This is a genomic window from Haladaptatus marinus (assembly GCF_051194195.1).
The window spans coordinates 432,308-454,432 of sequence record NZ_JBLZNK010000005.1; the positions used below are offsets into that span (position 1 = coordinate 432,308).

23 protein-coding genes are annotated in these 22,125 nt (G+C 58.7%); 16 read left to right on the forward strand and 7 right to left on the reverse strand.

The window, feature by feature from the left end; all coding sequences use genetic code 11:
- The first annotated feature begins 1 nt into the window (after nucleotide 1).
- The 4 genes from ACN2TU_RS19430 to ACN2TU_RS19445 all read left to right on the forward strand — a co-directional run bounded on the left by ACN2TU_RS19430 (nucleotide 2) and on the right by ACN2TU_RS19445 (nucleotide 3,817).
- Nucleotides 2-379: a 6-pyruvoyl trahydropterin synthase family protein gene (locus ACN2TU_RS19430; RefSeq protein ID WP_435157662.1), complete on the forward strand. Its 378-nt coding sequence runs from the start codon at nucleotides 2-4 to the stop codon at nucleotides 377-379.
- Complete coding sequence (locus ACN2TU_RS19435) at nucleotides 352-1,455, forward strand: glycosyltransferase family 4 protein (protein ID WP_435157664.1); 1,104 nt, start codon at nucleotides 352-354, stop codon at nucleotides 1,453-1,455. Before ACN2TU_RS19430 ends, ACN2TU_RS19435 begins: the two co-directional genes overlap by 28 nt.
- Entirely contained in the window at nucleotides 1,377-2,297 is a 921-nt protein-coding gene (locus ACN2TU_RS19440) for a class I SAM-dependent methyltransferase (protein WP_435157665.1), read from the forward strand. The genes ACN2TU_RS19435 and ACN2TU_RS19440 overlap by 79 nt, the downstream gene beginning before the upstream one ends.
- 119 nt (nucleotides 2,298-2,416) lie before the next feature.
- Nucleotides 2,417-3,817: an arylsulfotransferase family protein gene (locus ACN2TU_RS19445; RefSeq protein ID WP_435157667.1), complete on the forward strand. Its 1,401-nt coding sequence runs from the start codon at nucleotides 2,417-2,419 to the stop codon at nucleotides 3,815-3,817.
- Here the strand turns inward: ACN2TU_RS19445 and ACN2TU_RS19450 are convergent, their stop codons facing one another.
- The 6 genes from ACN2TU_RS19450 to ACN2TU_RS19475 form a co-directional block, all read right to left on the reverse strand.
- Nucleotides 3,818-4,279 carry a NuoI/complex I 23 kDa subunit family protein gene (locus ACN2TU_RS19450; RefSeq protein WP_435157669.1) on the reverse strand — a complete coding sequence of 154 codons (462 nt, stop codon included), beginning with the start codon at nucleotides 4,277-4,279 and terminating at the stop codon, nucleotides 3,818-3,820.
- Nucleotides 4,276-5,916: an NADH-quinone oxidoreductase subunit D gene (locus ACN2TU_RS19455; RefSeq protein WP_435157671.1), complete on the reverse strand. Its 1,641-nt coding sequence runs from the start codon at nucleotides 5,914-5,916 to the stop codon at nucleotides 4,276-4,278. The genes ACN2TU_RS19450 and ACN2TU_RS19455 overlap by 4 nt, the downstream gene beginning before the upstream one ends.
- Nucleotides 5,913-6,626 (reverse strand): NADH-quinone oxidoreductase subunit B, encoded by a 714-nt coding sequence (locus ACN2TU_RS19460; protein WP_435157673.1) that lies wholly within the window; start codon nucleotides 6,624-6,626, stop codon nucleotides 5,913-5,915. The genes ACN2TU_RS19455 and ACN2TU_RS19460 overlap by 4 nt, the downstream gene beginning before the upstream one ends.
- A 110-nt stretch (nucleotides 6,627-6,736) precedes the next feature.
- Nucleotides 6,737-8,032 (reverse strand): GTPase HflX, encoded by a 1,296-nt coding sequence (gene hflX / locus ACN2TU_RS19465; RefSeq protein WP_435157675.1) that lies wholly within the window; start codon nucleotides 8,030-8,032, stop codon nucleotides 6,737-6,739.
- Nucleotides 8,033-8,297: 265 nt separating this feature from the next.
- Nucleotides 8,298-8,873 carry a DsrE/DsrF/DrsH-like family protein gene (locus ACN2TU_RS19470; protein ID WP_435157677.1) on the reverse strand — a complete coding sequence of 192 codons (576 nt, stop codon included), beginning with the start codon at nucleotides 8,871-8,873 and terminating at the stop codon, nucleotides 8,298-8,300.
- Between the two features lie 2 nt (nucleotides 8,874-8,875).
- Nucleotides 8,876-9,133 (reverse strand): sulfurtransferase TusA family protein, encoded by a 258-nt coding sequence (locus ACN2TU_RS19475; RefSeq protein ID WP_435157679.1) that lies wholly within the window; start codon nucleotides 9,131-9,133, stop codon nucleotides 8,876-8,878.
- A 221-nt stretch (nucleotides 9,134-9,354) separates the two neighbouring features.
- Here ACN2TU_RS19475 and ACN2TU_RS19480 point away from each other — a divergent pair, with 221 nt between their 5' ends.
- The 4 genes from ACN2TU_RS19480 (at nucleotide 9,355) to ACN2TU_RS19495 (ending at nucleotide 12,068) form a co-directional block, all read left to right on the forward strand.
- A complete protein-coding gene (locus ACN2TU_RS19480) occupies nucleotides 9,355-10,542 on the forward strand; it encodes an MBL fold metallo-hydrolase (protein ID WP_435157681.1) in 1,188 nt (395 codons plus the stop codon).
- Between the two features lie 49 nt (nucleotides 10,543-10,591).
- On the forward strand, nucleotides 10,592-11,080 hold the full coding sequence (locus ACN2TU_RS19485; protein WP_435157683.1) for a YeeE/YedE family protein: 489 nt from the start codon (nucleotides 10,592-10,594) through the stop codon (nucleotides 11,078-11,080).
- On the forward strand, nucleotides 11,077-11,571 hold the full coding sequence (locus ACN2TU_RS19490; RefSeq protein WP_435157686.1) for a DUF6691 family protein: 495 nt from the start codon (nucleotides 11,077-11,079) through the stop codon (nucleotides 11,569-11,571). Before ACN2TU_RS19485 ends, ACN2TU_RS19490 begins: the two co-directional genes overlap by 4 nt.
- 98 nt (nucleotides 11,572-11,669) lie before the next feature.
- Nucleotides 11,670-12,068: a helix-turn-helix domain-containing protein gene (locus tag ACN2TU_RS19495; RefSeq protein WP_435157688.1), complete on the forward strand. Its 399-nt coding sequence runs from the start codon at nucleotides 11,670-11,672 to the stop codon at nucleotides 12,066-12,068.
- A 71-nt stretch (nucleotides 12,069-12,139) separates the two neighbouring features.
- On the opposite strand, the gene ACN2TU_RS19500 is transcribed toward ACN2TU_RS19495, so the two are convergent.
- Nucleotides 12,140-12,769, reverse strand: coding sequence for a DUF8102 family protein (locus ACN2TU_RS19500; protein ID WP_435157690.1), 630 nt, complete (start codon nucleotides 12,767-12,769; stop codon nucleotides 12,140-12,142).
- A gap of 72 nt (nucleotides 12,770-12,841) precedes the next feature.
- Between ACN2TU_RS19500 and ACN2TU_RS19505 the strand changes: the two genes are divergently transcribed.
- From ACN2TU_RS19505 to ACN2TU_RS19540, 8 genes are all read left to right on the forward strand, one after another.
- Nucleotides 12,842-13,279 (forward strand): CopD family protein, encoded by a 438-nt coding sequence (locus tag ACN2TU_RS19505; RefSeq protein WP_435157691.1) that lies wholly within the window; start codon nucleotides 12,842-12,844, stop codon nucleotides 13,277-13,279.
- Nucleotides 13,279-14,559 (forward strand): MFS transporter, encoded by a 1,281-nt coding sequence (locus tag ACN2TU_RS19510; protein WP_435157693.1) that lies wholly within the window; start codon nucleotides 13,279-13,281, stop codon nucleotides 14,557-14,559. The genes ACN2TU_RS19505 and ACN2TU_RS19510 overlap by 1 nt, the downstream gene beginning before the upstream one ends.
- Before the next feature lie 67 nt (nucleotides 14,560-14,626).
- Nucleotides 14,627-15,058, forward strand: a complete 432-nt coding sequence (locus ACN2TU_RS19515; RefSeq protein WP_435157694.1) for a universal stress protein — start codon at nucleotides 14,627-14,629, stop codon at nucleotides 15,056-15,058.
- A gap of 135 nt (nucleotides 15,059-15,193) precedes the next feature.
- Nucleotides 15,194-16,453: an ABC transporter permease gene (locus tag ACN2TU_RS19520; RefSeq protein WP_435157696.1), complete on the forward strand. Its 1,260-nt coding sequence runs from the start codon at nucleotides 15,194-15,196 to the stop codon at nucleotides 16,451-16,453.
- Between the two features lie 210 nt (nucleotides 16,454-16,663).
- A complete protein-coding gene (locus ACN2TU_RS19525; RefSeq protein ID WP_435157699.1) occupies nucleotides 16,664-18,292 on the forward strand; it encodes an ArnT family glycosyltransferase in 1,629 nt (542 codons plus the stop codon).
- Nucleotides 18,247-19,626, forward strand: a complete 1,380-nt coding sequence (locus ACN2TU_RS19530; RefSeq protein WP_435157701.1) for an outer membrane protein assembly factor BamB family protein — start codon at nucleotides 18,247-18,249, stop codon at nucleotides 19,624-19,626. The genes ACN2TU_RS19525 and ACN2TU_RS19530 overlap by 46 nt, the downstream gene beginning before the upstream one ends.
- Before the next feature lie 74 nt (nucleotides 19,627-19,700).
- Entirely contained in the window at nucleotides 19,701-20,729 is a 1,029-nt protein-coding gene (locus ACN2TU_RS19535; RefSeq protein WP_435157703.1) for a Gfo/Idh/MocA family protein, read from the forward strand.
- Between the two features lie 189 nt (nucleotides 20,730-20,918).
- The gene (locus ACN2TU_RS19540) at nucleotides 20,919-22,112 is read left to right on the forward strand and encodes an MFS transporter (protein WP_435157704.1); all 1,194 of its coding nucleotides are present in this window, start codon (nucleotides 20,919-20,921) and stop codon (nucleotides 22,110-22,112) included.
- Nucleotides 22,113-22,125 lie beyond the last annotated feature (13 nt).

Here is a 22,125-nt window from a genome sequence, read left to right on the forward strand (position 1 = left end):
CATGTACGAAGTAACCGTTTCCAAGACGTTCGTCGCACAGCATTATCTGACAGTTCCGAATCCCGGCCCTGAAGGGGAACTACACTCGCATCACTACGGTGCGGAAGTTCATCTGCGGGGCGACTCGTTGAACGAGTTTGGCTATCTCGTCGATATCGACGCGGTACGTACCTCACTCGACGCATCGATTTCCCGGTATCGGGACGAAACGTTGAACGACTTACCCGAGTTCGAGGGACTAAATCCGAGTGTCGAGCATTTCTCGCGGCTGTTCTGTGAGCAGGTGCTCGACACGCTCGACGCCCCGGAAGTGGGGACGATCGGAGTCACGCTCCGGGAAGATGACGACGCATGGGCCCGTTTCGAACGGACGGTGTGATGCGACTCGGATTCGTCGTCTACGGGTCGCTTAGGGAACTGTCCGGCGGATTTCGATACGATAGGGAACTGGTCGAATCGCTCCGTGAGCGAGGACACGTCGTGCAGGTTCTCACACTCCCGTGGGAGTCGTACGGACGGTGTCTCCTGCACAATCTCTCGCGCACGCTTCGCGCACGGCTTTCGAGCTTCGACGTACTCATCGAAGACCACCTCTGTCACCCTTCGCTGATTTGGACGAACCGTGATCTCGACACGCCAATCGTATCCGTGGTGCACCACCTCCGGTCGGACGAACCGCGACCAAAGTGGAAAAACGGCGGCTATCGGATGGTCGAACGGCACTACGTCCGAAACCTCGACGGAGCGATTTGTAACAGCGAGACGACGCGAAAATCCGTTACCAACCTGTTCGGTTCGGGCGATTCGAACGAGCTACCGACGGTGGTGGCGTATCCTGCGGGAGACCGTTTCGAGCCGCTTCCACCGATTCGTCGAGAGTTCAGCGGCACCCTGCGCCTCGTCTTTCTCGGCAATCAAATTCCCAGAAAAGGACTGCACGTTCTGCTTAGGGGACTGTCATCGGTGTCCGGAAACTGGCATCTCACCGTTATCGGTGCACGAACCGACAAGAAGTATGCCGACCGAGTACGTCGGCTTCGCGACGTACTCGGTCTGGGCGAGAAAGTTTCCTTTACAGGGCGATTGCCGGACGAGGCCGTTGCCGGACACCTCACTCGGAGCCACGTTCTCGCCGTCCCGTCGCTGTACGAAGGATTCGGTCTCGTCTACCTCGAAGGGATGGCGTTCGGCCTTCCGGCGATAGCGACGACGGCGGGTGGCGCGAGCGAAATCGTGTCCGACGGCGAAAACGGGTTTCTGCTTCCGCCGGACGATCCCGACGCAATCGCCGAAGTCGTTCGGACGCTCCGGGACGACAGAACTCTGCTCCGGCGAATGAGCAGTTCGGCGCGGGAACGATACGACGTTCACCCGGGATGGGACGATGCGACGGAGGCGGTCGAACGACTGCTGGATACGGTCGTCGAAAACGAGCGGATTTCAACGAAGCCATGACGTTCCAACAGTACCTCGACGCGAAACGAACCGTAGACGATAGAGCGTTGAACCGGCGAGTGCTCGCTCGATTTCAGCGTGAACTTCCCGACACCGCTCGACTCCTCGAAATCGGGGCCGGAATCGGCACGATGATAGAGCGCCTGCATTCCTGGGACTGCCTGCCGAAGCAGGTTCAGTACACGGCGCTCGACATCGACCCGAGAAACATCGAATTCGCCCGCGAGCGACTACGGGAGCGAGGATTCAAGCAACTGGGGAGCGAACTTCGTTTCGAACGAAGCGACCAGTCCATCACGATTCGATTCGAAGTCGCGGACGCAGTCGCGTTCACTCGACGGACGAATCGGCGATGGGATGCCCTCATCGGACACGCAGTCGCGGACCTGTTCGACCTCGGGTCGGCGCTTCCGGCGTTTCTCTCGGTGCTCGAACCGGGAGGGCTCTGTTATTTCCCGATTACCTTCGATGGCGGAACGACGTTCCACCCATCACACGAATTGGACGAACGCGTAGAGCGACAGTACCACCAGCACATGGACACCGGGGCCGGGTCGAGCGAGGCAGGGCGGCGACTGCTCGCCGAGTTCCGGGAGCGGGAGACGACAGTGCTCGCCGCCGGGAGTTCCGACTGGTTGGTGTATCCGGAAAACGGGTCGTATGCCGCCGACGAAGGGATGTTCCTTCGGTACATTCTCGGAACCATCGAAGGCGTCCTCGGCGATCGGGTCGAGACGGACGACGAATTTTCGGATTGGTTGGCAGCACGCCACAGACAGATCGAAGACGGTGAACTTACGTACATCGCCCATCAGTTCGACGTGTTGGCGAAGATGCCGTGATTCGGCGTTACGTTCGTTGACCGATCGGTTCAGTGACTATTCTAGAGGTTCGAAATCAGCGGCGGAAAATGGTAGACGAAACACAAAATATTCAAACTGAAGGTTATCCAGTATAGCTTATGGACTGGACGGATCGACTCCCGCCACGACCGTGGCTCGTGCGTGGAGTCGTGTTGTTGTTGGTCGTCGCCTTACTCGCGCCCTCCGCCGTCTCCGCGATAACGTACGACCAAGAAGAATCAAATCTGGAGAAAGGAACCATCACAAGCCCTGCGAACGGAACGTCAGTTATCAGCGTGCAGGGATATCACTTCGAAGGGAAAGGAAACAAGAAAAAGCCCGCCCGCCTCGTCGCCGTCGGCCCGAAAGGGAACGTCGAGTGGGTTCACAACGGCTCGAAGGAGGGCGCGGCGTGGTTCTACGACGTGGATCCGCTGGAGAACGGAAACCTGCTCGTCACCTCGACACAGCGAGGTGGAACACTCGTCTACGAGTACAACCCGGACACGCAGAAGAAGGTTTGGAAGCGATTCCTCAAAATCCACGACACCCACGATATCGATCTCATCAACAACGGCACGCAGCTGCTCGTCGCCAACATGCGGGCGTACAACGAGACCACAAACAAGAACGACGACAGCATCTACGTCTACGATTTGGAGAAAGACGAAATCGTCTGGCGCTGGTACTTCCGCAACCACTACGAGAAGACAAACGGCGGGGAATACACGGACGACTGGACACACGTCAACGACGTTGATAAGATTGGACCGGGCAAGTACATGGCCGACCCGAGAAACATGGACGAGGTCATCGTCATCGATCGCGAGTCAAAGGAAATTACGATGAAACTCGGGAAGGATGACAATACCGACATCCTCCAGGAACAGCACAACCCGGACTATCTCGAAAGCGAGTCCGGAAACCCAACCATCCTCGTCGCCGACTCCGAAAACCACCGTATCGTCGAGTACGAAAAACGTGGAAGCGACTGGAAGAAAACGTGGGAGATGGGTTCGTCGGCAAAGTTCAACTGGCCCCGTGATGCAGACCGTCTTCCGAACGGCAACACCCTCATCACCGACTCCTCGAACCACCGCGTCATGGAAGTGACGCCAAAAGGCAAAATCGTCTGGGAGTTCTACTCGCCGTGGCTTCCGTACGACGCCGAGCGCGTCTCCTCCGGTGACGGCTCCAACGGTCCGACGATGGCCGACCAAGGCGTGACCGGCAAATACCAGGTCTCCGGCAGCGCGAACATCGACCCCGGAACCGGCGACCGAGTGAAAATGTCCATCCTCCTCGGCAACACGTTCTCGGGAACGTCCCTCGAACAGGATATGCGGGAGTACGGCGAACTGTGGGATCAAGCGACTCCGTTCATCCGCCCCATCTGGATGAACGAGTACGCTTTTATCGCCGTAATATTCGCCACTCTGCTGGTGCTCGGATGGCTGATTGGCGAGTTGGTGTACCAGCGACGACGGATTTACTACGGCGTGAAACGGCGAGTGGCCTGATTACTGATAATCCACCGGCCCTTCACCTTCACCTATCCACGCACCTCTATCCGGTTCGCGCGATTCGAGTGGATCGATATCGTTGTACCACGGAACGTTTTTCAACTGCTCTTTGTTGTACACCAAGTCGTCCTTCGTGTCGCCCGTGAACTCGAAGTTCTGGGTGAGCAGGATGGCGTCAACGGGACAAACTTCCTCACAGAGTCGGCAGTAGATACACTGCCCGACGTGGAGGTTGTACTGCTCACCGTTGCGCTGGTCGTCCATCACGATTTGGATGGTGTCGTTCGGACAGACGTTTTCGCACTGGCGACACCAGATACAGCGTTCCTGACTGAACTTGTGGATGCCGCGGAAACGCGGACTGACTTCGGGTGCCACGTCAGGATATTCGACTGTGAAGGTCTCGCCGTCCAGCGCGTGCTTCATCGTCGTTGCCATTCCTTTGAGTATTCCGATCATCGGTCTACCTCCCCGAGAATGATGTCGAGGCTTCCCAGTGACGCAACCAAATCCGGCACGAACTCCCCCCTCGCCATCTCGGGCAGCGCCGAGAGGTTGTGGAAGCACGGGCTGCGAATCTTGAAGCGTGCGGGTTTCGGCGTCCCGTCCGACCGGATGTAGATACCGAGTTCTCCTTTCGCACCCTCGACGGCACGATACACTTCGGTGTCGGCCTCGGGTTTGAGCGTTCGAGGGACGTTCGACTGAATTTCGCGCTCTTCCTCGGGCCAGTCCGCGAGCAGTTCGACGCACTGCTCGATGATTTTCGCCGACTCCTCGACCTCTCGGAGGCGAACCAGAACGCGGGAGTAGTTGTCACAGCCGTCTTCGGTGACGACGTTCCAATCGAGTTGGTCGTAATAGCCGTACGGGTCGTCACGGCGCAAGTCGTAGTCGATACCCGACCCACGAGCGACCGGCCCGGTCACCCCGTACTGCTTTGCCACATCAGGGTCGAGGACGCCGGTATCGAGACATCGTAGCTGGAAGATTTCGTTGCCCGTGATGAGGTCGTGATACTCTTCGAGTGCTACAGGGAGTTCGTCCAGAAAGTCCCGAATCTTGTCGAAAAACTCCTCCCGCGGTTCCGGAATATCCCAGATGACCCCGCCGAGACGGAAGTAGTTGAACATCATTCTCTGGCCCGTGAAATCCTCCAGGATGTTCTGGACGATTTCTCGGTCGCGCATGGCATACATGAAGATGGCCGTGAAGTCGCCATATACGTCGAGCGCGAAGGTACCGACTGCGAGCATGTGCGCGGCGATTCGGCACAGTTCCGCGCTCATCGTTCGAATTATTTGCGCGTACTCCGGCACGTCGAGGTCGTTCAAGTCCTCGGCGACACGGGCGTACGCCCACTCGTTGAGCAAGCCGGCGGAGGCGTAATCCCACCGGTCGGGATACGGCATTATCTGATGGCGATACGTGCCGTTCTGTGCCATCTGTTCCTCACAGCGATGGAGATAGCCCACGTCCGGTTTCACGTCGAGGACTTGCTCACCGTTCAGCACCGTCTCCAAGTGGAGCACACCGTGCGTCGCCGGGTGGTGCGGCCCGATATTGATGAAGATGGTGTCAGAATCGTCCGCGAAGTGGTCTTCCTGAAGCGGATTTTTGTGGGACTCCAGCGTGACGATTTGTGGTCTGTCCTGGTCGTAATCGAGCGACAGCGGATGTCCTTGCCACGTTTCGGGCAACAGAATTCGACTAAGGTCGGGGTTCCCCTCGTACTCGATACCGACGAGGTCGTAAGCCTCTCGTTCGTGCCATTCCGCGGTTCGGAAGACGGGTTCCGCCGACTGGCTCACCGGCTCGTCAGTACCCGTCGGAACGACTACGCTCACCTCTTGCTGTGGGTCGTCGTACTTTTTGAGATGGTAGATACTCTCGTATCGGTCTTCGTACTGCTGTGCCGAGAGGCAGGACAGATGGTCGAATCCGGCCTCGTCGCGCAGGACGGTCAGTACGGCCTGCACTTCGTCGGGTCGAATGACAAACCCCGGCGCGTTCAGATGCTCCTCGCGTCCGATGACGTGGTCGCCAAGCAGATCGGCGAGTTCGTCACCGTCGAAGCGTTGTTCCTGCAGGCTCATGGCGAATCCACCCAGTTGTAACGCATGACGAGCGTATCATCGTCGATTTGGTCAGCGAGCGTCGCAACCAGTTCGTCGCGGTTCAGGTCGCCGAACTGTTCCAGTTCGTACGGCTTCACGACGACCGGACTGGCTTCCCCGTGTGCGATTCGTTCTTGAAGTTTGGCGATGCCGTAGATGAGCGCCTCGGGTCGTGGCGGGCAGCCGGGGACATGGATGTCCACCGGGATGACCTCTTCCGCACCTTTGATGACGTTGTACCCTTCCTGAAACGGTCCGCCGGAGCAGGTACACGACCCCATGCTGACGACGAACTTGGGTTCCGGCATCTGGTCGTAGACGCGCTTCATTCGCGGCGCGAACTTCGAGACGATAGTGCCCGGTACGATAATCACGTCGGCCTGTCGCGGTGATGCGCGCGGTACACCCGCACCGAAGCGGTCCAAGTCGTGTTTGACCGCGTAGGTGTGCATCATCTCGATGCTACAGCAGGCGATGCCGAACTGGAGCATGAACATCGACGACCCCCGTACCCAGTTCATGAACGAGTCGAACTTGGTCAGAATGAACGGTGACGCTCCGAGCGTCTTCCGGAGTTTTGAATCGAATCGGTTCCCCTGGCCTTTCGCCTCAGTACGACCGGTTTCGACGACCAGTTGCTCGTCCGGCGGACTATCCCTTCGTGTTACTGGTGGTGTATTGCTACTCATGGCTCCCCCATCCCATTACCCGTGTTACCGGGCATCACGGAAGCTAGGGGCGGGATAGTGAAGAATATTTGGGGGCGAAAATCGTAGCGTCGAAGCCGTCGGCGTCGAGATTACACCGATATTGCGTCGGCTTTCGCGGTTGCGCGCTCGGCCACCGTCGGATCCGCTGCGAACTCGACCACGAACTCCTCGCGTTCACTCGGATACCACACGGCCTCGACTCTGGCGTGGTCGTAGAGCCACGAGAGGAGCGACATCGTCTCGCTCGTGTTGGGAAGCGTCAGTTGGCCGGTTTCCCAATCCGGAAGTTCGGCCACGATTCGCTCCCGAAGTGCGTCGATACCCATGTTTTCGGTCGTGCTCACGACGACGGGGGTCGGCGCGAGGTCGGAGACGCCCGCAATTCGGTCGTCCAATTCGTCGTCCGAAACCCGGTCTGCTTTGTTCAGCACCGTCACGAGCCGTTTGGTATCTCCATCGAGGAGGTCGTGGGAGGTTTGGAGTTTCTCGCGCAGTTCCGGCAATGGGTCGCTCACGTCCGCAACAAGGAGCACCAGATCAGCCTCGTACGTCTCGGTGAGCGTCGTCTCGAACGATTCGACCAACCAGTGGGGAAGGTCGCTGATGAACCCGACCGTGTCCGTAACGAGCGTTTTTCGTCCATGAATCTCGGCCCGGCGAGTCGTCGTTTCGAGCGTTTTGAACAGCCTATCCTCGATAGCCGCGCTCTCATCGAAATCGTCGTGCCGACTCGTGTCGATATCCATCTCGTCGGCGAGCCGTCGCAGGAGCGTCGATTTTCCGGCGTTGGTATAGCCCGCAAGGGCGACGAGGTCGAACCCTTGTTCGCGCCGCTTTTTGAGTCGCTGGTTGCCCACATCGGAGAGACTATCGAGCTTCGACGTGATACGGTCGATACGGTCTTTGATGTCGGTGATACGCCGGTCTTCCTTCTCACCGAGTCCGTTCCGCGAGCGACGTTCGTTCGCGACCTCCTTTTCCAACCGAATTTCGGCCTGTACCCGTGGGAGTTCGTACTGCAACCGCGCGAGTTCGACCTGGAGTTTCGCCCGGCGAGTTCCCGCCTGCTGGCTAAATATTTCGAGGACGAGCCGATATCGGTCGATGATTTCGGTTCCGTCGGGACACAGTTCGCCGATTTCGTAGGTCTGCTGTGGACTGAGTGGATTGTCGAAGATGATACACCGTGCATCGCTCGCTTCCACTCGCTCCGCCAGCGTCTCGGCCTTGCCGCGGCCGAACTGGTACGTCGAATCCTCGACTCGTTTCTGTGTCACCTCCCCGACCACGTCATAGCTTGCCGCGTCGGCGAGTGCTCGAATCTCCGCCGTATCCGTCGTTCCGTCGTCCGTCCGTTGTGCGATAATCGCTGAACCTGATTGCATTCTGTATTGTCCGTGTCCGAGTGTTACTGAGTAACCGAGTGGCGAGTTCGCCACTCGGCGCTATTCGACGATGATGAACGGTGCCGGGAAACGGGAACGACAGCAGTGGCTATCCGAATAGAGACTGCGAACGACCCCGCAACGGCCCGGTTAGTGAAGGAGAGAGGTGGTCATGATTCGACCTTGGCTACCGATATGACGAGTTCCTTAAAAAACCTTATGGTGGTGTCAGTACGATAATACGGGAAAACCGAGTCACTGCCTGTCAGACGAGCAGTTGAATGTCTGCCTCGGCCATGTGTTCGAGGGCGGTGGCCGCCCCGACACCGGAAACGACGCCGTCGTAAAACTCCGATTCGTCGTACTCCATCAAATCCATCGTCATCTGGCACGCTTGTAGTTCGACGCCCGTTTCTAACGACACGTCGATGAGTTCCTCGATGGTCGCAGTTCCGTTCTTCTCGAATTTCTTTGCCATCATTTTCGTCGCCAAGGAGTCCATGCCGGGAAGTGCGGCCATCGCGTTCGGCATCGGCATGCTCGGATTACCCACGGCGCTGAGTTTGAGGTTCTTCGACTTCCTCTCGTGGAGGATGTCCAATCCCCAAAACGTGTGGAAGACGACGACATTCCAGCCGAATGCCGCCGCAGTACTGGCGAGAATGAGTGGCGGATACGCCATGTCGAGCGTGCCTTTCGTGGCGATGATGGTCATCTTCTTCTGGCCGCCGACTTCGTCTTTCACGTCAGCGAGTTCATCCTCCAACTCCTCAATTCGCTCCCGGAGCGCCGCATCGGTCGTCTCGTCGGTTTCCACGGTGGGTGGCGTGTCGGCGCTCATGGTTACTCCGTTTTTCTGACGAAGTGGCGATAGACGGCTTCGCCACCCGATTCGTCCTCTTGCTGTTCGAGCAGCTCGACGCCCTCGGTCGTGTTCGCCCACCCTTTCAGGTCGCTCATACTTCCGGAATCCGTCGCGACGACTTCCAGTATCTCTCCGTTCGCCAGTGTATCGGTCGCCTGCTTCGTTTTGACAACTGGCATCGGGCAGTTCAGTCCTTTTACGTCGAGCGTCTCCGTGATATCGAATTTCGTACTCATCGTGTTGGCCCCATTGTGCTGTGTTGGATGTATCGAACAATACTGACGCCATCATTAAAAGTGTGTTGGATATTGTGAAGTCCGCACACTCTAGAAATGGTTGTTTGCCGCAGTAAAGCACCAACCAATACATAATAGGAATTTCAATGCAGTAGTATTGCAGTATTTTCGGACTACTATGCAAATCTTTTTGTGGCTGTATCCGGTAGCTACTGCTGTTCATGAGTGAATCGCCGTTCCCATCACCGGTAGTCGAAGTGGAGTCGGTGACTGCGGACGAACTATACGAGCGAATCGACACGGACGAATCCGTGACGCTACTCGATGTTCGAGCAACGGACGAGTACGAAAAGTGGCATCTCGACGGCGACACCGTCGAGACAATCAACGTTCCCTATTTCGAATATCTCGCGGACGACCCGGACGATGAACTGTTCAACCCTGTTCCGAAGGAGGAGGAAGTGACCGTTCTGTGTGCCAAGGGTGGGTCGAGTGAGTATATCGCCGGACTGTTCGCGGAGCGCGGCTACGACGTGAACCACCTGGAAGACGGCATGAAAGGGTGGGCACGGGTTCTCGAACGGCGAAAAATCGAACGTGTCGAGCCGATGACCCTCCAATACCAGCGACCCTCCAGTGGTTGTTTGTCCTACCTCGTCATTTCGGACGACGAGGCGGCAGTTATCGACCCACTTCGGGCGTTCGCAGGGGAGTACGTCGAGGACGCGGCGGAGTACGGTGCCGAACTAATTTACGCCATCGACACGCATGTCCACGCCGACCACGTGAGCGGCATCCGAGACGTGGCGGACGCGAGCACGGCCGAGGCGGTCGTTCCCGCCGCCGCAGACGCCCGCGGTGTCGAATACGATGTGCCGTACCGCACGGTGAAAGACGGCGAAAAACTCCCGTTGGGGGACGCCGACATCGACGTAGTTCACACTCCCGGCCACACGACGGGGATGACCTCCTACCGGGTCAATACCGTGCTGTTTACGGGTGATACGCTGTTCACCGAGAGCGTAGCCCGACCCGACCTCGAAGAGGGTGACGAGGGTGCTCCCGAAGCCGCGAGGATGCTGTACGAAACGCTTCAAGAGCGTATTCTGTCGCTTCCCGACGAAACCGTGGTCGCGCCGGGACATTTCAGTGATTCGGCGATTTCCGCCGAAGACGGCACTTATACTGCAAATGTTGGCACTCTGTCCGATTCGATGGCAGTACTCTCGATGAGCCGCGACGAGTTCGTCGAATTCGTCCTTTCGGACATGCCACCTCGGCCCGCAAACTACGAAGAGATCATCGCAACGAACTTGGAGAAACGGCACACAGACGACGAAGAAGCGTTCGAACTCGAACTCGGACCGAACAACTGCGCCGCGAGTCGTGACTCACTCACGAGCGAGTAGCGCGGCAGGAGAGAGAATGGAGATACCCTTAGCACTTATAGACGCACTCATGCCAGTATTCGCGATCACAGAGTTGTTTCCGAACGGAGTCGGTCACTATGCCATCGGCGGCATCCTCATCGGCCTCGGGGTCGCCGTCATCTACCTCGGTACGGGCATTATCGCCGGGGCGAGCACGTTCCTGGAGTCATCCTTATCCTACGTCTCCAACGTGCCACGGTTCCAGCAGGGGAAGTACATCGCCTCCCGCGATTGGCGCGTCGTTTTCACCGTGGGAATGGTCGGCGGCGCGGCCATCTACCAAGCCATCTTCTACGGTGAAATCTGGACGACTGAAGTGGCGTGGTGGCGACTCCTCGTCGGTGGCCTCCTCGTCGGTATCGGGACGCGAATCGGAAAAGGGTGTACGTCGGGCCACGGCGTCTGTGGCGTCGGCTCTGCCTCGTTCACGTCCATCGTCAACGTGGCCACGTTCATGACGATCGCAATCGGAACCGCACAACTACTGCAGGCGATTGGAATGGGGGTTTCGCCATGAGTAGGAAAGCGAGCAAGAAAACAAAGGAAAATCGGAACGAACGCGGACCACTGTTCATGCTCCTGATACTGGTCGGCGGCCTCATCTTCGGGTTCGGTCTCGGATTTAGCCAGATGGCAAAGCCCGAAATCGTCCTCCAGTTCCTCCAGTTCGAGGATTTGGGCCTCCTGTTCGTCATGGGCGGTGCGGCAGTCGTCACCGGAACGACGTTCGCCGTCGCGACACGACTGTCCGGACGAGCACCGCTCACCGGAAAAGCGTACACCCGTCGTCTGAAATCGTTCGACAAAAACGTCCTCGTGGGTGGCGGAATCTTCGGCGTTGGATGGGGCATTTCCGGCATCTGTCCGGGCGCTGCCTACGCCAGCCTCGGCTTGGGGAACTACCTCATTCTGTTCGGAATCGGTGGAATGTTCGCTGGCGCGTATCTCCAAGGCCTGTGGAGGAAACGTTACACCGATACACCCAGTTCGCCGACGAGCGCGGAGTAATCGAATCCGGGGAACACATCCCACCGACCAGTCCGAGTAGAGTGTTGTGAAAACCTTGCAAAATCCTTTTACGTCTCAGTAGTCAACTTCCGACTAGAATGGCAAACTCGATGGCGGAGTATCTGCAGCAGGATATGGAGTGTGAAGGCCTGCTGGAGTGTATTCACGGACTCAAAGAACTCGACAGACAGTGCTACCAAGTCGTCGTCGAGAGCGATGAATCGTTGACTATCGACGATATCGCGGAGCGAATCGAGCGGGAGCGTTCGACCGCATATCGCTCCATCCAGCGGCTGCTTCAGGCCGGATTCATCCAGAAAGAGCAGGTGAACTACGATCAAGGCGGCTACTACCACGTCTATCGACCGACCAACCCCGGTGAAGTGTCCCATGAGATGCAGCGAATGTTGAACGAATGGTACGCGAAGATGGGACAACTGATTCAGGAGTTCGAGGACAAGTACAGCGAAACCGAGCAGTCCGGGCAACCCGTCTGACGGTTTGTACCCGTTGGTGACTGCTCCGGAAACCGTTTTTCGGGCAAGTTCGACTGCACCGACCCTGTGAGCTATCCCCCCACGACGACCTTGACTTGGTCGTACGGAAGCCATCGCAGTTCTGCATCGAGATAGTCCGCGAAGTGGGCGACGAACTCCTCCTCCCTGAGCAGACCGTCGTCGTTCCCCAATTGAATCGTTACCGCATGCACGTCATCAAGAGCGTTACTGCCCACCAACACCGAGAACAACTCCGCGGTCGTCACAGGGTTTCCGGTCTCGATATCGGCAACCACATCGGTTTCGATTTCGGTTTCCACGTCGAACCGAATATCCACCGAGATTGCCTGCCCGAGCGTGTCCGCGGCATGAACCTCCTCCGCCTTGCGAACTGCGGGTTTCAATACGTGGTCGAACTCAACGCCGCTCTCGCGCATCCCGAGGTACGTGAACGATAGCAACGCCATCAACCCGTCCATGAACGCATCATCCTCGGTAGCGTCAAACACCTGTTGTCTGTCTTTCTTTTTCAAGTGATGGACGAGTATGGAGAAATCGAGAATCGAATCCGTAATTCGCTGGCGGATTCGCGCCTCCGCGTTACGCTTCGACTGTTCGTGTTCCATCGCCGCCTCGCCGAGGAGATACGTTCGGTCGGCAGGTGAGAGTACTCCCCGCCCTCTGTCAACGTCTGGTTTCATAATCGGGAATGGATTATACGATATCGATTTCCATCCGAAGCTATTTGAAGGGTCTGAAACAACCTCCGACAAATGACGCTCATCGACGTGATAATGCGGATTCTGCATACGGTTTTCGCGGGCAGCTGGGCAGGCGGGACACTGTTTATGGCGTTTCTTGTGATTCCCGCAGCCCAGAAGGGCCATCTTGGAACCGACGGACTCGGATGGCTCACGAAACGGTTCTCTCGATTTTCGATGCTGTCATCGCTCGTTCTGTTCATCACCGGTGGGCATCTCGCCGGGACGGGATACACGTTCGAACTCCTCGGCAGTAGTTCGCGCGGCCATCTCGTTCTCACGATGGTCGTACTCTGGTTCGTGCTCACCGGCCTGACTCACGCCGCCAGTAGTCGCCTTACGAAGCATCTGAACGATGGGGCGATGCGCGCTGCGGCCGCCAACGCGACGTGGTTCTACGCCGCCGGTGTCGCGGCGGTCGGCCTCCTCATCGTCGCCGGGAGACTGTAATGACCGAGCAAACCGGGTCGAACCACGCACTGGCCACGGTGTTCGCCATCGTTTTCGTGGATCTGCTGGGATTCGGCATCCTGATTCCAGTCATTCCGCTGTACGCGTCGGCGTTCGGCGCGAACGAACTCGTCGTCGGACTGCTCATCGCATCCTACTCCATCACACAGTTCGTCTTTACGCCGATTCTCGGCCGCCTCTCCGACGAGCGTGGGCGGCGACCCGTTCTCCTCGTCTCGCTGTTCGGGAGCGTCCTCGCGTGGACGATGTTCGGACTCGCCGAAAGTCTTGCAGTACTCTTTCTCGCGCGCCTCCTCGCGGGTGCGATGGGCGGAAATATCGCGACCGCACAGGCCTATATCGCAGACATCACGCCGCCGGAAGACAGAGCGAAAGGCCTGGGCCTCATCGGTGCGGCGTTCGGACTCGGGTTCGTCTTCGGCCCGGCGCTGGGCGGACTGGTTTCCAGTGATGCTGCAATCGCGTTCTCCCGTGGCTTGCTGCCGACGTTCGTCCCGGTAACCCAGTTCTCGCTTCCGAGTTTTCTCGCCGCCGGAATCTGCGCAGTCAACCTCCTGGTCGCGGTGTTCGCCTTACCCGAAACACGGAGCGAACGGCCGACTACTGAAGGAAAGTCACGAGTCGAGCGCCTGCTCAACTCGCTTTCCGACCCGGCACTCTCCGGACTCGTCGTTTCGTTTTTCCTCATCTCGCTCGCCCTGTCGGGAATGGAGAGCATGTTCGTGCTGTTCACCGAACAGAAGTTCGGCTACGGGACGACGATGAACGGGTACGTGCTGGCGTACGTCGGCATCATCATCGCCATTGTGCAGGGTGGGTTCATCGGCCGACTCACCGATCGATTCGGCGAGCGAGCCATCGCGGTTACGGGGGTTTCACTCGAATTCGTGACCCTCTCCACCCTGCCGTTTTCCCCCGCAATCGGACGGCTGCTTCCGACCGTCGGCCCGGCATCCGGCGGATTGCTCGCGCTTCTCTTGGTGCTTACCCCACTCGCAGTCGGCAACGGGTTTTCGAACGTGTCGCTCAATACGCTCGTCTCGAAAAGCGCGTCCGACGACGAACAGGGCGGCGCGTTCGGTATCACACAGAGCGCGGGAAGCATCGCCCGCGCAATCGGCCCGGTGGTGGCGGGAGCACTGTACGCCGCAGTCGCCTATTGGATTCCGTTCGTTCTCGGCGGCCTGTTGATGCTTCCAATCTGCTACGTGCTCTTGACGACCGTGCAGGCGGGTGGACGCCCGACTCCCGCGGACTGATGTGAATCGAAAACCACCGACGTTCCCGCCAGTAATCATTTGCCCATAGGGAGCGTGAGGGATATGGATGTACGACCGAATCCTTCTACCCACGGACGGTAGTGAGGCCACGGACAGGGCCATCGAACAGGCACTAGACCTCGCGAAAACCTACGATGCGAGACTCTACGCCATTTCGGTGGTTGACCAGACCGCGGTCCCGCCGGACGTTCGGGCAGATATCCTATACGAGGAACTGCAACGCGAGTGCGAACGGGCGTTGAACGATATCGAGAAGAAAGCTACCGACGCGGGTATCGACGTTCGAACGTCGATACCGCGGGGGACGCCGTATAGAGCCATCCTCGATTTCGCCGAAGACCACGATATCGACCTCATCGTGATGGGAACGCACGGTCGGCGCGGCATCGACCGCTATCTCCTCGGAAGTGTCACCGAGAAAATAGTTCGACTCTCGGAAAAACCCATTCTGACAGTTCGCATGTCGGAGTCGACGTGAAACCGCACAAACCCGTATAACCCGGCGTTTCAGGCCTTTAAGCTGGCGTTTCCCATCATACACTTTTGTCCGATGCTACCGTAGGACGTGTCGGGTAGTCGGGAAAATGAAAGACACGAGAAACGATTGGGGCGGATGAACCTCGTAGAGAGCCTTCGTATCAGTTGGCGAAACATCCGTGAACACAAACTTCGCTCGACGCTGACGACGCTCGGCGTCATCATCGGTGTGGCCGCGGTCATCACGTTCGTCACCCTCGGCGCGAGTTTGCAAGCGGATATCATCAGCACCGTCGCCGGAGGAAACGCGGCGACGATGTACGTTTCGGCACAGTCGCAGGGTGAAACCGGTCTTCCGAACCTCGGAAGTGGGGGCCAAACCATCTTTACGGAGCACGATATCGGTGGTATTCGGTCACAGCAGGGCGTCGAAGCCGCGGTTCCGGAGGGTGGCATCGCCGCGTCGACGGTCGAGTTCAACAATTCGACGGTCGGTCGGCAGTGGGTCGTGGTGACCACACCACCGTACTTCGACGTGAAAAATCAGGAGTTCATCGCCGGTGGGTCGTTCCAAACCGGACAGCGAGAGATCGTCCTGAACCGACCAGCGACGAGAATGTTCGGGGACGAAAACGTCACCGTCGGGGACAACATTACCGTCACGCGCGCCGCGGGTGAACGACGGGTCAACGCGACCGTCGTCGGAATCGTCGAACCGACCGACGAGTCGGCACTCGGGCTCAGCGAAGGGGCCACGCCACAGATTTTTGCGCCGACCGACCCGTTCTACCAGCGAACGGTGTACAGCTCCTCGGCGAACGAAAACCAGCGTGTATACGGACGCGTGTTGGTGCTGGCAGAGAATCCGAGTGAAGTCGATGCGGTACAAGGCCGCGTGTACACGTATCTCGGTGAGCAATCGGACGCACGAGAGTTGAAATCCAGTAACTATCGATTCAAGGTCACGACGCAGGAGGAACTCGTCGATCAAGTCAAGCAGGTGAGCAATACGTTCACGGCCTACATCACCGGCATCGCGCTCATCTCGCTCGTGGTCGGTGCCATCGGCATCGCCAACATCATGCTAGTCAGCGTCACGGAACGAACCCGCGAAATCGGCATCATGAAAGCGGTCGGTGCACGGAACAACGACGTGCTACAGCTGTTCTTGTTCGAGGCCGTGTTGCTCGGTATTTTCGGATCGGCAGTCGGCGCGCTGGTGGGATTCGGTGGCGGATACGTCGCCGCGTCGCTCATCGGTCTGCCGCTGGCATTCCGCCTCGAATGGTTCGGCATCGCAGTTGCAGTCGGCGTCTTCGTCGGCGTTGTTGCCGGGATTTATCCCGCGTGGGACGCCGCACAGACCGATCCAATCGACGCACTGCGATACGAATAACCCCACAATTTTCGCACAGTTTGTCGATTCGAAATCGCTCTCACAAGCTATCGTTACCGCGATGTGAATCTTCACCTACCATCACGAACCCATCAGTATTGGTCAGTATCTCGCCGATAGCCACTGGATAACAAAGAGTGAATCCGGCGATAGTTTTTGCCGAACGAGAACACCCCGCCACATGCCGCTGAGCGGCGCTCGGTTCCACCCATGGCTAGTCATCAGACCGATTCGAAAACGACGCAAGACCAGCGCGGACTCGAATACGAACTGCCATGGCTCGTTCCTGCACTGCTCGCCGGAACGTGTATTTTCTACTTCTACGTGAGTTCGCATTCGTACCCGTCGTTCGGCGCGGGATTATACTTTCACATCGCAGAGCACATCAGCGAGAGTGGGTATGCACTCCCCGAGACGATTCCGGGATACACTGCCGAGGGAGTACCGTTCGCATATCCGCCGCTCATGTTTTACGTGTCAGCAATTATACTCGACGTAACCGGACTGAGTCCGTTCACCGTCGCACAGTACCTTCCGGGATTGGTTAGCATCGCGTACCTCGTTCCGCTCTACTTTTTCGCACGTGATCTATTCGGGTCACGGCCGCAGGCGTCACTCGCGACGCTCATCGTCGCCGTCAGTCCACCGGTACTTCAGTGGCACATCTCCGCCGGTGGAATCGTCCGTGCTCCCGCGCTGTTGTTCTCACTCATCGGTATCTATGCCGGGCTCCACCTCTTTCGGGACGGCGACACGAAATGGTTGATTCCGGCGCTCATCACGTTTACACTGACGATTCTGACACATCCGATGTACACGATTTTCTTCGTGTTGACCTATCTCCTGCTCTATCTTCGATTCGACAGGTCGTTCGAGGGACTCCTCCGGGGACTGTTCGTCGGACTCGGTGGCGTTCTCCTCACGACGCCGTGGTGGAGTTCGGTGCTCGTCGCCCACGGGTCGACAGTGTTTACGGCCGCGGCGGGAACTCATGGGGGTATCGGCAACGCTCTGCCGATGCTGGAGCGACTCATCGGACGACAGGTCAACGACTCGCCTCTGCTGGTACTGTGGCACATCATCGCTATCGCCGGATGTTTTTGGCTCCTCCTGAAACGGGAGTACTTCCTCCCAGTGTGGCTGTTCCTCACCGTCGTCACCATCGAAGAAGCACGGTTCGTCTTCCTCATCGCGGCGCTGGTGAGTTCCCGGTTCCTCTTCAGGGGTGTCGTTCCGCGACTCCACAAAGCATCCGTCGTAACCTTCGGACGGGAGGAAATCGTGACGTTCTCGGTCGTGCTTCTGGTAACCGTAAGTCTCAGCGGGGGGGCACTGTACGCAACGGGCGGACTGAATGCGCACGCCGGAAGTCCGTCGCTTCCGCAGTTCGTGAACGATGGTGATGTCGAAGCGATGGAATGGACGGAGAGGAACACCAGCCCCTCGGCGCGGTTCGTCGTGCTCGGCGATGCGGCGGAATGGTTTCCACAGCAAACAGACCGGACGATGCTCGTGGGACCATGGGGTGTCGAATGGAAAGGCCACCAGCAGTACCGCGAGCAATTACGCGAATTTCGCCGACTGTCGCGGTGTCACAGTTCCAACTGTCTCACGGTTCGATTGATGCAGTTCGGCGTCCATCCGGAGTACGTCTACATCCCGAAAGGCGTGTACACGGTTCGCGGGATGCAACGACACCAGCCGAACCAAATGATAACGACGATGATGACATCACCGCAGTATCATCTCGCGTTCGAGAACGAGGAAGTCGCCATCTTCAAATTGACGGACGGTTGGCACCCGCCACGGTCAGGGACGACCGGGCCGATTCCAGTGTAATCAGAGTACTGGATAGACCAAATCGTGGTTCATATCTCGAATCTGGTCGTCGATGGAGAGCGTTTTTGACCGGTGACTGCCAAGCACCACTGATGCGCTTCGCAACCGGAGCAGTCCTCCTCGTCATCGTCGCCGTACTCGCGGGCGTCGGTGTCGTCGCGTTCGCGGGCGACGACGGCGGAACCCTCTCGGAACGATGGGTCAGCGATACCGGACGGGACATGAAGGGGAACCACCATGCTCCGGCGGCGGCCACGATAGGTAACCGATCGTTCGTGTTCGCGCCGATTAGCGACCAAGGAAACGGAACGGGGTGTGGCCTGTTTGCGCTCGATGGGAGCAACGGCAGCGTCGTCTGGCGTCACCAAGTTCCACCCGCAAACTGTACGATTCACGCCGTCGCCGACCCGACCGTCGCGGATTTCGACGGTGACGGCACGAAAGAAGTGCTCGCTTCGAGCACGGAAGAGCGAGTTACGGCCTACGACGCGCGCTCGGGCGAGGAATCGATGCGCCACCAACTCGACGACTACGGCTACACGCAACCCGTGGTTGCAAATCTCGCGCCGGATTCCGGGCGAGAAACCGCAGTCGTGGACGTGAAGGGCAGGCTCTCGCTCGTCCGGGCGGACGGAACCGCCCTCTGGTCGCGCAACCTCGAAGGAATGGCGTGGGCACAGCCAGCCGCCGCCGATTTCGACGCTGACGGCGACACCGAACTCGTGGTCGGTGTCGCTCCGCCGGATGGCGGCCGAGTCGTCCTCATCGACGGAAACAACACTACAGAGTGGCAGACCGACGATATCGACGCCTCCATCCTCTGGATGGGTTCCGGACAGGCCGACGACGACCCTGCAATCGAAATTTCCGTCGCAACCTCCGACGGCGAAATCGTTGTCCTCGACGGTGCTGACGGAAGCGTCGAGTGGCGGCGGTCGGTCGGCGACCTCGCGGCGGTGCACGATATCTCGGACGGTGACGGGGACGGCAATCCCGAAGTGTACGCCGTCTCGAAAGAAGGAACGCTGTTCGCGCTCCAAGCGACCGACGGAGACATCGAGTGGAAAACGTCGCTGACGACCGGAACCCAGATGACTCCGCCACCGGTCGTCGCCGACGTAGACGGCGACGACGAGACGGAACTCGTGGCTGCCACGAACGACGGCAAAGTGACGGTCGTCGCGCCGGATTCGGGGAACGTGCTCGCGACGTACGAGCGGTCGGTGCCGATTTACACGCATCCGACGGTCGCCGATTTGGATGGTGACGGTGCCGAAGAAATATACGTCATCTACGGCGACGGACGAGTCGTCGCACTCTTATACGAGTCGTAGTCGGGCCATGAAACATAAGTCCCGACCTCACCAACCGAACGGTCAGACGAATTAATTCAATACTGGAGTAATTCATGTCAGGAACAACAGCAAATCCGGAAAAGCTTCGCGTCGGCGTCATCGGCGGCGGCTATATCGGAACCACAGTTGGAAGGGAATTCGAAGAGGACCGTCGCTCGACAGTCGTCGCAATCGCGGACGTGAGCGAGCTCGCCCGAGACGAAGCCGGAGATATGCTTTACGTCGGTCAGGGGTCTCGGTACGACGATTACGTCGACATGCTAGACGCCGAGGAGTTGGATGCCGTCCTTATCGGAACCCCGCACGCGTTCCATTACGAGCAGGTCACGACGGCGCTGGACAGGGGGCTTCACGTCCTCTGTGACAAACCGCTCACGATAGACCGCGAACACGCACGCGAACTCGCCGAGCGAAGCGACGTCCGCGAGGGCGAACAGGTGTTGATGGTCGGCTATCAGCGTCACCTCAATCAGGCCTTCATCCGGGCGCGCGAGCGATGGCACGGGACGGAGCGGACGCCACGGTTCATCAGCGCCGAAATCACGCAAAACTGGATTTCACGGTTCGAAGACGCCTGGCGAACCAACCCCGACCTTTCCGGCGGTGGCAACCTCTACGACACCGGGAGCCACCTCATCGACGCCGTTCTCTGGACGACGGAGTTGACACCGACCTCGGTACAGGCGAGCATGAAATTCGCCGACGAGGAAAACCGCGTGGACGAACGGGCACAGCTCACGGTCGAGTTCGAAAACGGGTCGTCGGCCAGCATCTCGGTGTACAGCGATGCACCCTGCGTCCGCGAACACATCCACGTCTGGGATGACGAGGGTGCGCTCTATCTCGAAGGACGACAGTGGGAACCGCGTCAGTTGACCGAAATCGAGGAGGACAGCACGACGGTCATTCCGTACATGGACAACAGACGGCACGAGAGCAAGGCCGGAGTGTTCATCGACTGCATCGAAAGCGGCAAGGAACCGCCAGCAACCGCCCGCGATGCGTTCGCCGTGACTGCGCTGACCGAAGCGGCCTACGAATCTGCGCGGACTGGGGAACGGATTTCGATAGACCTCGACTGAGAACAGGTATTTTCGAATTTCGCTTTCGAGTGGTCGGAGTCCTTTAAGTAGTTCTCGCGACAAGAAGTAGATACGAGAGATAGTCCCCGTTGCTTTTCGCGGATTCTTTACTCTTCTAGCACCAGCCCGCCGTGACTACATCGCCGGTTCCGTCCGCTTTTTGTCGGTTCGGCGAAGACCATCGTATAGATGACGACGGGAGTGTGGAGGCGGGTTTCGCGCATCCGAAACTACGACACGCTGTTTTTGACCGCCGGAATCTGGTTTCTCGCGAAGTTCCTCCGCTACGCGTTTCCGGCTCTCTTCCCCGTTTTCCGAAGCGAGTTTGCCGTCTCGAATGCGTTCCTCGGGACGGCGTTCACTGCGATGATGGTCGGCTACTCGCTCATGCAGTTCCCAAGCGGCGTTCTCTCCGACCGGTTCGGTGCAGTGCAGGTCATCGTGGCCGGTGCAGTAGTCGCAGCAAGCGGTGCATTGGTGCTCGGAATCACCGCGCCACTCGCCGTGTTACTCGGCGGAATGCTCCTCGTCGGTCTCGGAACCGGCGTGCACAAGACCGTCTCCATCAGATTGCTTTCACGCGTCTACCCGAGCAAGACAGGACGCGCCCTCGGCGTGTTCGACACGCTCGGTGCCTTCGGCGGCGTCGCCGCACCAACCGCCGTCGTCCTCGTAACCAACGCTGGAAACTGGCACGCGCTCTTTCTCGCCGGGGCGGTGTCCGGATTGGCACTTGCCGGTGGCGTCCTCGCGTACGTGCCTCGGAGGACGCCAACTCACGAAGACGACGACTCGGAGCATGCCCTCGCGCTCGAACGATACCTCACGCTGTTCCAAAGCCGTCGGTTCAGACTGTTCGTCGGTGTGACGCTCTGTTTCGGGTTCGCGTACAACGGCGTCGTCGCGTTTCTCCCGCTCTATCTTACCGAACAAGGGCTCACCGAGACGACGGCATCCGTCGTCTACGGCTCGTTGTTCGCGGTGAGTTTTGTCCAGGTTGTAACCGGTGACCTCTCCGACCGGTTTGGCCAGTTGCCGCTCGCCATCGCCGTGCTCACGGTCGCGGCGGGAGCACTTGGGGCACTGTTCGTCGTGGGAGAAGCAACCGTGTTCGTCCTTGGAGCCATCGTCGTCGCGTTCGGTCTCGGCAGTCACGGCTTCCGTCCGATTCGTGGTGCCTATCTCTCGGCGACGATTCCGGGAGAAGTGGCTGGCGGTGGTCTCGGACTCGTTCGAACCCTGTTGATGGGCGTCGGCGCAATCGCGCCAGCCATCGTCGGCATCGTCGCCGACATCGCGGGGTTTTCGGTCGCGTTCGGACTCCTCGCGGTCGTGATGGCGGGTGCGGTACTTCTGGCCTGCGCCACCGCACTTGCTAGATAGTTCAGGGGAAATC

What these genes read in the sequence shown, in the direction of transcription:
- ACN2TU_RS19430 (WP_435157662.1), top strand. Translation starts at nt 2, where the DNA reads ATGTACGAAGTAACCGTTTCCAAGACGTTCGTCGCACAGCATTATCTG.
- ACN2TU_RS19435 (WP_435157664.1), top strand. Translation starts at nt 352, where the DNA reads ATGGGCCCGTTTCGAACGGACGGTGTGATGCGACTCGGATTCGTCGTC.
- ACN2TU_RS19440 (WP_435157665.1), top strand. Translation starts at nt 1,377, where the DNA reads ATGGGACGATGCGACGGAGGCGGTCGAACGACTGCTGGATACGGTCGT.
- ACN2TU_RS19445 (WP_435157667.1), top strand. Translation starts at nt 2,417, where the DNA reads ATGGACTGGACGGATCGACTCCCGCCACGACCGTGGCTCGTGCGTGGA.
- ACN2TU_RS19450 (WP_435157669.1), bottom strand. Translation starts at nt 4,279, where the DNA reads ATGATCGGAATACTCAAAGGAATGGCAACGACGATGAAGCACGCGCTG.
- ACN2TU_RS19455 (WP_435157671.1), bottom strand. Translation starts at nt 5,916, where the DNA reads ATGAGCCTGCAGGAACAACGCTTCGACGGTGACGAACTCGCCGATCTG.
- ACN2TU_RS19460 (WP_435157673.1), bottom strand. Translation starts at nt 6,626, where the DNA reads ATGAGTAGCAATACACCACCAGTAACACGAAGGGATAGTCCGCCGGAC.
- hflX (WP_435157675.1), bottom strand. Translation starts at nt 8,032, where the DNA reads ATGCAATCAGGTTCAGCGATTATCGCACAACGGACGGACGACGGAACG.
- ACN2TU_RS19470 (WP_435157677.1), bottom strand. Translation starts at nt 8,873, where the DNA reads ATGAGCGCCGACACGCCACCCACCGTGGAAACCGACGAGACGACCGAT.
- ACN2TU_RS19475 (WP_435157679.1), bottom strand. Translation starts at nt 9,133, where the DNA reads ATGAGTACGAAATTCGATATCACGGAGACGCTCGACGTAAAAGGACTG.
- ACN2TU_RS19480 (WP_435157681.1), top strand. Translation starts at nt 9,355, where the DNA reads ATGAGTGAATCGCCGTTCCCATCACCGGTAGTCGAAGTGGAGTCGGTG.
- ACN2TU_RS19485 (WP_435157683.1), top strand. Translation starts at nt 10,592, where the DNA reads ATGCCAGTATTCGCGATCACAGAGTTGTTTCCGAACGGAGTCGGTCAC.
- ACN2TU_RS19490 (WP_435157686.1), top strand. Translation starts at nt 11,077, where the DNA reads ATGAGTAGGAAAGCGAGCAAGAAAACAAAGGAAAATCGGAACGAACGC.
- ACN2TU_RS19495 (WP_435157688.1), top strand. Translation starts at nt 11,670, where the DNA reads ATGGCAAACTCGATGGCGGAGTATCTGCAGCAGGATATGGAGTGTGAA.
- ACN2TU_RS19500 (WP_435157690.1), bottom strand. Translation starts at nt 12,769, where the DNA reads ATGAAACCAGACGTTGACAGAGGGCGGGGAGTACTCTCACCTGCCGAC.
- ACN2TU_RS19505 (WP_435157691.1), top strand. Translation starts at nt 12,842, where the DNA reads ATGACGCTCATCGACGTGATAATGCGGATTCTGCATACGGTTTTCGCG.
- ACN2TU_RS19510 (WP_435157693.1), top strand. Translation starts at nt 13,279, where the DNA reads ATGACCGAGCAAACCGGGTCGAACCACGCACTGGCCACGGTGTTCGCC.
- ACN2TU_RS19515 (WP_435157694.1), top strand. Translation starts at nt 14,627, where the DNA reads ATGTACGACCGAATCCTTCTACCCACGGACGGTAGTGAGGCCACGGAC.
- ACN2TU_RS19520 (WP_435157696.1), top strand. Translation starts at nt 15,194, where the DNA reads ATGAACCTCGTAGAGAGCCTTCGTATCAGTTGGCGAAACATCCGTGAA.
- ACN2TU_RS19525 (WP_435157699.1), top strand. Translation starts at nt 16,664, where the DNA reads ATGGCTAGTCATCAGACCGATTCGAAAACGACGCAAGACCAGCGCGGA.
- ACN2TU_RS19535 (WP_435157703.1), top strand. Translation starts at nt 19,701, where the DNA reads ATGTCAGGAACAACAGCAAATCCGGAAAAGCTTCGCGTCGGCGTCATC.
- ACN2TU_RS19540 (WP_435157704.1), top strand. Translation starts at nt 20,919, where the DNA reads ATGACGACGGGAGTGTGGAGGCGGGTTTCGCGCATCCGAAACTACGAC.